The organism is Streptomyces phaeoluteigriseus (genome assembly GCF_001896135.2).
In the GTDB taxonomy this organism is placed as follows: Bacteria; Actinomycetota; Actinomycetes; order Streptomycetales; family Streptomycetaceae; genus Streptomyces; species Streptomyces phaeoluteigriseus.
In genome coordinates this window covers 1-11,105 of the sequence record NZ_MPOH02000072.1, presented here as the reverse complement: position 1 = coordinate 11,105, position 11,105 = coordinate 1, and the positions used below count along the sequence as shown (strand labels likewise).

11 protein-coding genes and 2 pseudogenes are annotated in these 11,105 nt (G+C 70.1%); 5 read left to right on the top strand and 8 right to left on the bottom strand.

Translation table 11 applies throughout. From position 1 onward, the window contains the following. Both ku and BM536_RS38935 read left to right on the top strand, forming a co-directional pair. Nucleotides 1-930, top strand: a 930-nt coding sequence (gene ku, locus BM536_RS38940) for a non-homologous end joining protein Ku (protein WP_245874045.1), incomplete at its 5' end; no start/stop codon positions are given. Between the two features lie 351 nt (nt 931-1,281). After that, nucleotides 1,282-1,488, top strand: coding sequence for a DUF6417 family protein (locus tag BM536_RS38935; RefSeq protein WP_094104109.1), 207 nt, complete (start codon nt 1,282-1,284; stop codon nt 1,486-1,488). A gap of 37 nt (nt 1,489-1,525) precedes the next feature. On the opposite strand, the gene BM536_RS38930 is transcribed toward BM536_RS38935, so the two are convergent. The 3 genes and pseudogenes from BM536_RS38930 to BM536_RS38920 form a co-directional block, all read right to left on the bottom strand. Further along, nucleotides 1,526-1,729 (bottom strand): hypothetical protein, encoded by a 204-nt coding sequence (locus BM536_RS38930; protein WP_094104106.1) that lies wholly within the window; start codon nt 1,727-1,729, stop codon nt 1,526-1,528. Nucleotides 1,730-1,805: 76 nt separating this feature from the next. Beyond that, nucleotides 1,806-2,060: pseudogene (locus tag BM536_RS43790) on the bottom strand (DUF6233 domain-containing protein); the annotation flags it as partial. Nucleotides 2,061-2,166: 106 nt separating this feature from the next. Further along, the gene (locus BM536_RS38920) at nt 2,167-2,508 is read right to left on the bottom strand and encodes a hypothetical protein (protein WP_143651177.1); all 342 of its coding nucleotides are present in this window, start codon (nt 2,506-2,508) and stop codon (nt 2,167-2,169) included. A 392-nt stretch (nt 2,509-2,900) separates the two neighbouring features. On the opposite strand from BM536_RS38920, the gene BM536_RS38915 reads away from it, so the two are divergent. The 3 genes and pseudogenes from BM536_RS38915 to BM536_RS38905 all read left to right on the top strand — a co-directional run. Continuing rightward, a complete protein-coding gene (locus tag BM536_RS38915) occupies nt 2,901-3,137 on the top strand; it encodes a hypothetical protein (protein ID WP_073499053.1) in 237 nt (78 codons plus the stop codon). Then, the gene (locus BM536_RS38910) at nt 3,134-3,355 is read left to right on the top strand and encodes a LexA family protein (protein WP_073499058.1); all 222 of its coding nucleotides are present in this window, start codon (nt 3,134-3,136) and stop codon (nt 3,353-3,355) included. The genes BM536_RS38915 and BM536_RS38910 overlap by 4 nt, the downstream gene beginning before the upstream one ends. A gap of 738 nt (nt 3,356-4,093) precedes the next feature. Beyond that, nucleotides 4,094-4,486, top strand: a pseudogene (locus BM536_RS38905) (ATP-binding protein); the annotation flags it as partial. 204 nt (nt 4,487-4,690) lie between these two features. On the opposite strand, the gene BM536_RS38900 reads toward BM536_RS38905, so the two are convergent. From BM536_RS38900 to BM536_RS38875, 5 genes are all read right to left on the bottom strand, one after another. After that, a complete protein-coding gene (locus BM536_RS38900; RefSeq protein ID WP_073499051.1) occupies nt 4,691-5,578 on the bottom strand; it encodes a replication-relaxation family protein in 888 nt (295 codons plus the stop codon). A 297-nt stretch (nt 5,579-5,875) separates the two neighbouring features. Beyond that, nucleotides 5,876-8,056 (bottom strand): ATP-binding protein, encoded by a 2,181-nt coding sequence (locus BM536_RS38890; RefSeq protein WP_158086601.1) that lies wholly within the window; start codon nt 8,054-8,056, stop codon nt 5,876-5,878. Between the two features lie 10 nt (nt 8,057-8,066). Then, nucleotides 8,067-8,507 (bottom strand): hypothetical protein, encoded by a 441-nt coding sequence (locus tag BM536_RS38885; RefSeq protein ID WP_094104103.1) that lies wholly within the window; start codon nt 8,505-8,507, stop codon nt 8,067-8,069. Nucleotides 8,508-9,036: 529 nt separating this feature from the next. Beyond that, the gene (locus BM536_RS38880) at nt 9,037-9,399 is read right to left on the bottom strand and encodes a hypothetical protein (protein ID WP_073499046.1); all 363 of its coding nucleotides are present in this window, start codon (nt 9,397-9,399) and stop codon (nt 9,037-9,039) included. Nucleotides 9,400-10,074: 675 nt separating this feature from the next. Then, a complete protein-coding gene (locus tag BM536_RS38875) occupies nt 10,075-10,560 on the bottom strand; it encodes a hypothetical protein (RefSeq protein WP_073499044.1) in 486 nt (161 codons plus the stop codon). Nucleotides 10,561-11,105: the final 545 nt, after the last annotated feature.

The window sequence follows — 11,105 nt, the reverse complement described above, 5'->3', positions numbered from 1 at the left end:
ATCTGGTCCGGTGCCATCAGTTTTGGCCTGGTCACGGTGCCGATCAATGTGGTCAGTGCGACGGAGGACCACAGCATTCGTTTCCACCAGTACCACCTGGAGGACGGCGGCCGGATCCGCACGCGGAAGGTGTGTGAGCTGGAGGACCGGGAGGTGGGCCAGGGGGAGATCGGCAAGGGCTACGAGGTGACCAAGACGCAGGTCATCCCGATCAGTGACGAGGAGCTGCGGGAGCTGCCGCTGCCGACGGCGAAGTCGATCGAGATCGAGGCGTTCGTGCCGCTGGAGTCGGTGGATCCGATCCGGATCGGGGAGGGCTACTACCTGCAGCCGGCGGGGCAGGTGGCGGCGAAGCCGTACAAGCTGTTGCGGCAGGCGCTGGCGCGGTCGGCGAAGGTCGCGGTCGCCAAGTACGCCTGGTCGGGGCGTGAGCGGCTGGGGCTGCTGCGGGTGCGCGACGAGGTGATCGTTCTGCATGCGATGCGCTGGCCTGACGAGATCCGCGACCCGGCCGAGCTGCTGCCGCCGCCGGTGGAGATCTCGCAGGCAGAGATCGACGGGGCGCTGGCACTGATGGACACCATGTCCCGTGACGACCTGGAGGGGGAGGAGTTCCGCGACACCTACACCGATGCCCTGGCGCAGGTGATCGAGGCCAAGCAGGGCGACAAGCCGCTCCCGGAGGCACCGCAGGCGCAGGAGCCGGGCAAGGTGCTGGACCTGATGGCGGCGTTGACGGAGTCGGTGAGCCGGGCGAAGGCCGCCCGCGGCGAGACGGGCGACGCCGACGTCCACGACCTGCCGAAGAAGAAGACGACCGCGGCGAAGAAGACTGCGAAGAAGACCCCGGCCGACAAGACCGCAGCGAAGACCGCGCAGAAGAAGACAGCGGCGAAGAAGACCGCGGGCCGCAGACCACGCAGCGCCTGATGCATCCGAGCCCGGCCTCGAGAGAAGAATATGAAACGGGCTCCCGCCCTGTGTCCCCCGAGCCGGGGCGGGAGCCCGCGTCCTGCCCGGCTCGGGGGTGGGAAGTGCTGGGCGGGGTGGGTGGGTTGTAGGGGTGTGGTTGTGGAGGGGACAGTGTCCCCGGGCCTCACTTATAGCCTGCAGGGAAGATCGTTCGGCTGAAGCCCTGCACAGTCTTTCGCCGCGTAGGCGACCGCCCTTCACGACCACACTCTTCGTCGCAGCCCCTGCCCCGGTGTCCTCACCGTGGCAGGGGCTGCACGTGTTTCCGGCATCCGTGACTGCGCTGGGGCTGGGGGTGTTGTGCCGGTCATGGACGACTACGCGCACCTTGACCTTGATGAGATCGACTTCGCGCCCGTGGAGTACGGCGAGGAGCGGCTCCCTCTGCTGACGCTGGGGGAGGCCCACGCCCTGCTCAGAGTGCTGCGGACGGTCGCACGGGAGGGTGGCCCGGTCGCGGCCGAGGCGGACGGGTTGTCCAAGGAGATCGCCGCGCGCATTCCGTCGGCAGACTGACGATGCCGCCTGCCGGCGCACTCGTGGGCGGGTTGGTCTAGGTGCGGGTGTTGGTGTGCCGGACGGTGGTGCCCCATGCCTGCATGACGGGGGTCATGCACCACTGGCAGAGCGGGCTGCCGCCGCGGCCGTACTTGTGGGTCTTGCGCTGGCACATGGCGCACGGGCCGACCTGGCTGCCCAGGCAGACCAGCGCGGACGGGTCGGGCTCGTTCACCGGTGGCGGGGTAGAGAGGGTCATCGACGGTGTCCTTCAGGCGGCGGGAGGATCGGGGGTAGGTGCTGCCGTCGGATAAGTCGATGATGTCCAGCTGTGCGTCGGGCCGGCAATGCGTGCACGCCTGCAGCCCGTCGGCCAGTAGACGGCGGGCCTCGTCGCGGCCGACCGCCCGGCGGCGTTTGCCCGCCATGTAGCAGTCGCCGGCGTGGACCTGCAGGGGTGGCCGGCCGGTGCCGATGCCGAGTTCGACGACCCACTCCGGCGGCTGCGGCCGGTCGCGCCGGCCCCGCTCGGCTTCCGCCTGCCGCTGCTGCAGGCCAGCGATCTTCGCGTCGATACGGACCAGCCACATGGCATGCCAGACCCGCAGGGTCTGCAGCCGGTCCACATCATGCGGCAGGTCATCGAACACATTTTTGATTCTAGGCATCGGTGCCCGCTTTTCTCGATGGGTGGTGTCATGGCGGGGCGGGGGAGGGTTCGGCCGGTGGTTGGCCCTGTGTCGCGGGGTCCGGTGCCGGCACGGAGGGCTGCACGGCGAGGCTCTGTCGGACGCGGGCGATGTGGTCCAGGCCGGCTCGGTAGCGGTCGGGGTCGGTGAGGTAGGTGTCCTCGTGGCGGTCCCACATGGCGCGGGTGCGGGCGTCGGAGCGGGCGGTGATGAGGGTGGCGATGCCGGAGGCGAGGGCGGGAAGCGCCGGGAGCAGGAAGATGACCGTGATCCACCAGGGGGTGTCGGCCAGGGCGGTGCTTGCGGCGGCGAGTCCGGGGACGAGGCTGGGGAGTGTCGAGGCGTTCACGGTCGGCTCCTGGCGGTGCGAGTAGGGCGCGGGCAGGCAGGTCACCCCTTCGGCTGCGGGACAGGGCAGGGGGCAGCAGCGGGGCGGTGCGGGGTGTGGTCGGCATGGTGGGGGGAGCGGCGGTTAGCCGCGCAACCCCGCTGATCGGCCGGCACTACCGCCCGTGGGCTGGGCGGTCTTGAGAGCCGGGGGAGCGGCAACTTCCTGCCCGCCCAACGCCTTGATCTGCTCCCGATCGGTCCTAGGGAGTCGAGTGCCTGCCCGATAGCGGTGCGCGCCCTTACCCCATCGCGCTGCTAGCTCCGCAACCCTTCCTGGCCGGGCTGATCCAGCGCCGGGGTCTCAGGGTGTGTCGTTTGGCGGGGAAATCGAACACGTGCACTAATGAGGGGATGGCCCCCACGGTTGATTTCCCCCACGATCTGGTCCGTCTCCAGGCGGACTGGTACCGCACCTACGACGCGCTCGCCGCCCCGCACCCGGCGCGGCCGACGGCGCTGCGCCACCGCCTCCAGGTGCTCTCTGCCCGCTTGTGCTGGCACCCGTACTGGTCTCGCCAGGACGTGGTCGTACCTGCGGTCCGCCAGGAGCTGCGCCGTCAGGGCCGGGCGCTGGAGCGCCAGTGGTGAACCGGCGGCCGGAGCATCTGACCGAGCGGGAGGAGGAGATCCTCCGCGTGATCCGCCGCTCCATCCAGGACCGGGGAGAAGCTCTGTCGGTGCGGCAGCTGGCGTGCGAGGTCGGGATGCGCAGCACGGCGTCGGTGGCCTATCACCTGGCCAACCTGGAACAGCGCGGGGCGCTGGTGCGTGACGGCCGCAGCTGGCAGACCTGCCGCCTGACGTGACCCGCTAGCAGCCGCAGCAGGCGGCGGCCGCCACGGACCCATGGGAGCACTGCGCCACCGCGATGTGCGTACGCCTTCAGCCGCTCTGCCTCGTGTAAGGCGCTGACCTGCCATGGTCGGGCCTGTGGTCGGGGCCGGCGGTCTCTCTTCGTGCCCGTCGGGGCATGGCATGGTCGCTGGTGCCTGGGGCGCACCCCCAGGTCACCAGCCCGACCGCATGTCAGTTGAGGACCTGGCGCTCACCAACGGGGACCAGGACCCGGGTCTGGCGGTTTTCGGTGAGCTGGCCGGCAGCGCCGCGTTGCGCAGCCATGGCCGACCCCGCTCATGCTGCGCAACTGGATGAACAGCGCACGCCCCTCTGCGGAAGGGCAGTCACGGCCGACCGCGCGAGGCTGGTGGCTGCGCAACCGCCTGGCCCGGTCTGCGCAACGCTGTGACCTGCTGTGGTCGGTCCGGCCCCACCTGAGCGATTGCGCACTGGCTGCACCGTCTCTTGCACAACCGCTGAGCACCAGCTGCGCAATGGCCGTTGCGCAGGCCTCACAGCCCGGACCCGCGCGACGCGACCAGGCCGACGCGTCAGCGGCCAATGGCGGTGGCCTGCTGTGGCGGGGGTATTGCGCAGGGCTGCGGCCCGGTTGGCTGTCGGGTTCTGCAGGGCCGCCTGGGGCGTCCGTTGGGGGTGGTTGGTGGGGGTGGAGTGTGTTGATGTTTCAGGGGTAAGCGGGTGAATGTGAAGCCCGTGACGCAGCCCGGGATTTCCTCACCTCGGTGCAGGCGGTGCAGGCGGTGCACGGCTTGCCGGTGTCCAGCCGGGCGATGGGGGTGGTGCAGCTGGTGGTGAGTGAGCTGGTGACCAATGCCCGCAAGTACGCGCCGGGCCCGTGTCTGTTGACGCTCGAGGTCACGGACGGAGCGGTGCGGGTGGATGTGTGGGACAGCAGTACGACGCTGCCGTCCGTACGGGGAATCGACCCGGAGCGGGTCGGCCAGCACGGCCTGGAGATCGTGATGGCGGTGTGCCAGAGCTTCGCTGTCCACCGGGAACCGGTGGGCAAGCGGATCACCGCGACCATCGTCCTCGCGGACGACCCCGGCGGAGCTGCGGCCGGCCACCAGGCCATGTGACGACACACCGCCATGCCCGAAGCAGGCCCTGGCGCACACGGATAACAGACCAACCCACGAGGTGGCCGTCCGTCAGCTGCTCGACATCGATGGCTGCGCAACCACTGGTTGGTCTGCGCAATGGCGGTGACCTGCTGTGGTCGGGCCCGTGGTCGGGGCCATTGCGCAGAGGCTGCGGCTGCTCGGTCAGAGGTGGCGGTCCTACTACATCCACCCGACGCGCTCTCCAGAGCCGTGGACAGGGTGCCAGACGGCCTCGGACGGCCTGTGCTGGAGCAGATCGGTCAGTGGCGCGGCCAGGACGGGAACGTCCCTGAGGAAGGCGGCGACTGCGGGTTGGGTGGCGGCTGCGCGCAGGGCGTCGATGCGCGTGGCGATGCCAGCCGGCCCGGTGCCGTCCAGGACGAACAAGACCCGGGGGAACAGCGGGTAGGACCGCCGCCACTCCTCGCGCGCCAGCCCCTGCACCGCTGAGGGCCGTCGCCCGACTGGCTGGGGTGTGTAGGAGTGCAGGCGGGCGTAGGCGCCGAGTTTCGCCGCCAGGCGTTCCGGTCCCATGGTGGCCCGGTCGATCTCGAGGAATGCGCGCAGCATCACCCCCTCCGCGCCCTCGCGGCCGCGCCGGTAGTACAGCAGCGCGTCGGGGATGACGGCCTCACTCCCGCCGAGGGGGTGGTGGACCTCCGGTATCCAGTCCAGCGGCCGGCATACGTCCCCGCGGGTGCGGGCGTCGTGGAGGAAGTCCAGGCCGGTCTCGGTCACGGTCAGCCCGTGCCCGACCCGCAACCGCACCGCGGTGCGGTCCGACACCGTCCTCGATGCCCGCCTACCCCGCAACTCCGGCCAGGCTGATGCCACCTGAACCCCGTACGCGGTGGGAAACCACACGCGTGTCCGGCCGGCCTGCGGCAGGGTGACCTGATCGACGAGCCCTTCACCGCGCAGCTTGGCCAGGCGCCGCCTGCTCTGCTCGATCCGGACGTCTGGCGAGCACACCAGGTGTATCTGCTTGGTCGTCGCCATCCGGTACTGCACCAGCACTGCCAGCGCCAGCCGGTCTCCGCCACCCGCGTCCACATCCGCCAACACCATCGCCGTCCGCTCCCGCCCGTACGGTGCAGCGCACTTTCTTGTTTCGGCGCCGCGCGTACGACCGAGCGCACCAGCCGGCCCCGACCAGACCACCGACGACGCAGGCCCGACCAGGGTCACGATGCGACAACACCCCCGGCAACCAGGCCGTAATTCCCGCCGACAACACATCCTGGCTGGCAGCGTGCTGTGACCGAGGCCCACACCATGTACGAAGCGGAAGCTTGTCGTCCTTTCCGGGACTGCGATCCTTCAAGGCCAGACCGGCTCTATGAGGTTTCCGGGGACGTGATCCATTCAGCGCGTGATCCTTCGCCAGAGGGCCGGCAGTCCACGGGATCGCCGCATCTCACTCTGAGCGTGGCCGAGGTTGTTGAGTGTCTGGCCTTCGCCGTGGCGGTCCCCGAGTTCGCGGTAGATGTCGGCGGCTTGGGTGTGGGCGGTGATGGCGTCGTCGAAGCGCCGCATCTGCTGCAGGGCGAGGCCGAGGTTGTTCAGGGCTATGCCTTCGCCGTGGCGGTCGCCGAGTTCGCGGCAGATGGCCAGGTCTTGCTTGTGGGCGGTGATGGCTTCGTCGAAGCGCCGCACCTTCCGCAGGGCGGTGCCGAGGTTGTTCAGTGCCAGGCCTTCGCGGTGGCGGTCGCCGAGTTCGCGGTGGATGTCGGTGGCTTGATTGTGGGCTGTGATGGCGTCGCCGAACCGGCCTACCTGCTGCAGGGCAATACCGAGGTTGTTCAGTGCTATGCCTTCACTGTGGCGGTCGCCAAACTCGCGGCAGATGTCGGTGGCTTGGGTGTGGGCGGTGATGGCTTCGTCGAAGCGCCGTACCTGCCGCAGAACGAGACCGAGGTTGTTCAGCGTCTGGCCTTCGCTGTGGCGGTCGCCGAGCTCGCGGCAGATGTCGATGGCTTGGTTGTGGGCGGTGATGGCTTCCTCGAAGCGCCGCACCTGGTCTAGGGCGGTGCCGAGGTTGTCCAGTGCTATGGCTTCGCTGTGGCGGTCACCGAGCTCGCGCGCTGTGGTGAGGGCCTGTTCTGCGGTGGTGACGGCCTCGAGGAAGAAGCGGCGTTCGCGTAGGTAGACGACCAGGCTTTCGGCCAGGGAGAGTGCCAAGTCGTTCTGGTCGGCAGTTGCTGCTAGAGGCACCGCTGCGGTGAGGTTGGGGTGTTCGGTGTCAAACCAGGCCAGTGCAGCGGTGCGATTGGGGAAGAGGTCGGGAACTGGCTGTCTGGGCAGTGCGCGCAAGTGGTCGTCGGCGGCGTCGGCGGTGGCTCGGTAGTACTCCAGGAGACGCTCGAGGGCCTGTTGGCGAGGTGGTCCGTCGTCGTGGCGGTGGCAGAGTTCGTCGGCGTAGAGGCGGGTGAGGTCGTGCATGCGCCAGCGGTTGGATCCGATGGGCTGTTCGCCGATCAGCCCGGCCCGGGCCAGAGCGGCCAGCCCCTGCCGCGTGGCGGGGAGCGGCTCGTCGGTGAGGACAGCGGCGGCAGTGGTGGAGATGTCGGGGCCTGCGTTGAGGGACAACAGCCGCAACAGCCCCGCAGGCCGCTCCTCCAGGCGCTGGTAGGACAACTCGAAAGCCGCCTGCACCCCCAGTGACCGTCCGTCGCGGTCCTCGTAGCGGAGGGCTCGCAGACGAGTCCGTGTGTCGGCGAGACTCGCGGCCAGGTCCGCGATGGGCAGCCCGGGGTCCAGGGTGAGCTGGGCAGCGGCGATGGTCAGCGCCAGCGGCAGACCCCCGCACTGCGCAGCCACCTCCCGCAACGCCGCGGGCTCTTGGCGGGGGCGGGAGTCGTCGGAGCGGACCTGGGTGAGGGTGTGGGCGATAAGACCGGCAGCGGACTCGACATCAAGCTGGTCCAGGCTGATCAGGCGGCCCGGGAAGCCGGGTCCGGTCAGGGCGTCCCGGGAGGTGGCGAGCAGTTGGTGCCCGGGAGAGGCCGGCATCAGCGGCAGCAGCTGGGCGGTGGCCGAGGCGTCGTCGGCAACGACTAGCACCGGTCCCACCTGCGCACGGCGTGCCAGCTCCGACCGGTACAGGCTCTCCTGCTCGGCGAGCGTGGGCGGCAGGTCCTCGTCCCGCACGCCGAGGGCGCGCAGCAGCGTCTCCAGCGCTTGCCCTCCCGTGACAGGGCCGGCGGGGTCGTAGCCGCGCAGGTGAACGAATAGGACCCCGCCGGGAAACCAGCCGCACGCCCGGGCGCGTTGGGCGGTGTCCAGGGCCAGCGCGGTCTTGCCGACCCCGGCCAGCCCGGTCACCACCACCACCCCAGGCCCCGCTCCACCGGGATCGAGCACGCCCAGCAGCTCGCTGGTATGCCGCTCGCGGCCGACCAGGTCGGCCGCGAGCGGCAGCCCGGCATCGGCCCGCGGCGCCGGACCGGCTCCCGGCCCGAGCACCGTCGTCGTGATGTTGTTGTACTGGTCCCGTCCGACCTGGTTGGTCTGCCCGTGCCCGGAAGCGGTGGCCCGCTGGGACACGGAGTCTTCGTTAGGGCTGCTGCTGGCCATCGTTGCCCGGCCTGGTGTGCTGGTCTGCGCCAACCTGGTTGACCGACCCGCTGTCGGACGCCTCCGCCTCCTGCTCCACCCGCCCCGGCCCGCCACCGGCACCCGCCGCGGGTGAGGAAGGGGCGTTCTGGTTTCCGCCGGCCTGGTTGACCCGGCCCTGGCCGGAAGCCGTGGCCTTCTGCGACACCACACGCTCAGCCGGCGGCGCCGCGGTAGCGGGCTGCTCGTGTGCTGCCCACCAGCCGGCCGCCGTCGCCGCCACGGTGGCCATCACGGTGGCGAAAGCCGTCGCCACCACCCACCGGTTCGCTTCCTCCTTTGGCATCCACCCGAAGGACGCCGACCGGCCCACCCACAGACACACCCCGAACACCACTGCCGCCACTAGCACCGTGATCACCCATCGCACCGAACGCGCCATCCAAGCCCCTCAATCCACGTGCAGCCGCAGCCCCCCACGGGCAGGCAGGACCAACCTACGCCCCACCCTCACGAGACGTCCGGAAAAGAACACGCAAGGTCACCACTCACAGGTTCCGGGGGCCTTCGTTGCTGAATGCGGACCCGGCCGACCGCGGTCACAACCCCACAACACCCCCAGCGACCGGGCTGTAATCCCTGCCGATAACCCCTCCCACAACTGTCCGCACCCGTTCCCGCACCACCGTGCATATCTGCAGCTCACCAACCCTCTCTGGCTGTGGTCGGGAGCCCGACATCCCCCTCTGCCTACCCCCTGCGCTGGTCCCCGGACCGGAAAGAAGGAAGGGGCGGGCGGTGGGTGTGCGGCCGGGGGATCGGGCGGGGCCTGGTCCTGCTGCGCGTCGGCGGGCCTCCGCGCTACTGCGCCGCACGAGGCGGCACGCCAGGAGAAGCAGGCGCCGGCCGGGGCGCGGCTGCGCGGGACGTCTGAGCGCGGGCTACGGAACCGGCTCCCGCTCCGGCTCCGGCTACGGAACCGGCTCCGTGCCGTCCTGGCCGTCCGCGTCCTGGTCCTGGCCGTGCTCGTACAGGGCGCGGGCCTCGGTTACAGCGCGCTGCCAACTGCGTTCACCGCCGCCGTGCTCACGCGTCAGCCGTGCGGCCATGCCCCGGCGGTACCCGCCGGCCTGCCGGAGCTCGGTGAGGACGACAGCGACGGCCCGGTCCCGGTGTGCGCGGCCGTGTCCGCCGCCGTGGTTGCCCCGCCCGTCTCCCGGACGCCGTCCGGCAGCTCCGAGACGGCCGGTGCCGACGTCTGCCTTCCAGGCCGCCCAGAACGCCTCCACGTCCTCCTGCACGTAGTAGTGGGTGCGCCTCAGCGTGCACGCCACCTGAGGGAACCGAAGCCCTTCGGGGTACCGCTCACGCTGAACACACCAGCGGTTCACCGTCGCCGCCGACGCCCCGGTGTACTTGCCAACCCACGCCCGGCTCACCACCCACCGACCGTCCACGATCCGACGCGACCCCCCGACTTCGCCGACCACCGACACCCCCTCGCCCTGTGCGCAGCGCAGCATCACGACTATCCAACTCCCGTACACTAGAACAGTTCCATCAGAGAACAGCTGGCGGAGAATGCCGGAGAGGGTTTGCCGACCCGCTCGTATCCACATTCTCCGCCAGTTCTCATTTCCTAAACGACTTTCCGATGATTCGAGCCGCCACCAGAAAAAGCAATCCGAGCGCGGCGCAGCAATACACTCATGCGCAGCAATTCATTTCTTTCTCCCTTTCCCCCGCGGAGCGGGTGTCCCGGGGCGCTGCGCGCCCTGGGGAAGCGAAAAAGCGGACCGGCTGCGCCGCCCGCAATGGGGTGGGCGGTCCGCTGCGCTCCCCGCCCGGCGAGGCACGGTCCGCTGCGCTCCCCTCCCCGGGTTGACCGGCCGGGGAGGGGAGCTGTGTGCGGCAGGAGTACCGGGTCGCCATCCGCAGGACCCTGCCGCGCCCCGGCGGGTCAACGGGGCAGGGACCGGGCCCGGGGAGCCACCCCGGGCCCGCAGGGCCTACAGGACGGTGTAGGCGACCGGCGGGTAGACCGCCTCGCTGCCGTCGTCCTCGTGGAGGCCGAAGGCGTCCAGGTAGACACCCGGCTCACGCCCGCCGAGCAGCTCGGTCGCCTCGGCGGCCGGGCACTCGTGCAGAGCGCCCCAGCACAGGTGCCAGGCCCGCACGGTGGCCTGCCCGTCCGTGTCCGTGGAGCGCAGATACATCACGCCCGAGCACAGGGTCTGCGCCAGCCCGCACGTCAGCAGGAAGGCGAAATTGTCCAGCCACTTCGGCTCCGCGCCGACCAGGTCGTCACCGCCGCCGTCACCCTCCACGGTGATCGGCAGCGTGGCACTCAGGGGCTGCTCCTGCCCCTCCATGTCGACCCCGAGCCGCACCACGTGCTCACCCGGCGCCAGCCGCGCCATCAGGGTGACCAAGACCGCCTGCGCCTCCTCGCGAGCTTCCGCGATGACGTCCAGAGAAACCGGCTTGAGCTGCATTCTGTTTTCCCTTCGCTCCATCAGAGAATTCACCGTCGAGAAGGGTTGCCGCCCTTCCCGACACTGTAATTTTAACCAACACAGGACCGAAAAAAACACAAAAGACTCAACAGAGTTTCAGCGCGAGGGCGTGGCCAAGCCATGCGGAGCATGGGTGCGTGCTGGTTCCAGAGTCAATCCAGGCTCACAGTTGAAGCACGGGGTGGCCTGGTTCTGCCAAACCTACATGGCGCATCACCTGATGCAGAGTCACCGGCCCCGGCCACCCCTCACCCTTGCTGCCCGGGCCACAGGCCCGTTGGCCGGTCCCGCGCAGCGGACGGCCCTTGGGGCGCGCAGCGCCCCTGGTGGCTGAAGCGCAGCGTAGGCCATTGCGGGGCCGCAGGCCCCGCAGCTCCGGGAGCGCAGCGGACGGAGCGTCACCAGCCCGGCGCAGCCGGGCCGGTGAGCTGATCGCGCAGCGAACAGCAGCGCTCACGCGGAGCGGGAGCGCAACACCCGCGCGCAGCGCGGGTGTTCGCTTGCACATCGCGCAGCGATGTGGT

What these genes read in the sequence shown, in the direction of transcription:
- BM536_RS38875 (WP_073499044.1), bottom strand. Translation starts at nt 10,560, where the DNA reads ATGCAGCTCAAGCCGGTTTCTCTGGACGTCATCGCGGAAGCTCGCGAG.
- BM536_RS38885 (WP_094104103.1), bottom strand. Translation starts at nt 8,507, where the DNA reads ATGGCGCGTTCGGTGCGATGGGTGATCACGGTGCTAGTGGCGGCAGTG.
- BM536_RS38935 (WP_094104109.1), top strand. Translation starts at nt 1,282, where the DNA reads ATGGACGACTACGCGCACCTTGACCTTGATGAGATCGACTTCGCGCCC.
- BM536_RS38930 (WP_094104106.1), bottom strand. Translation starts at nt 1,729, where the DNA reads ATGACCCTCTCTACCCCGCCACCGGTGAACGAGCCCGACCCGTCCGCG.
- BM536_RS38915 (WP_073499053.1), top strand. Translation starts at nt 2,901, where the DNA reads ATGGCCCCCACGGTTGATTTCCCCCACGATCTGGTCCGTCTCCAGGCG.
- BM536_RS38900 (WP_073499051.1), bottom strand. Translation starts at nt 5,578, where the DNA reads ATGGTGTTGGCGGATGTGGACGCGGGTGGCGGAGACCGGCTGGCGCTG.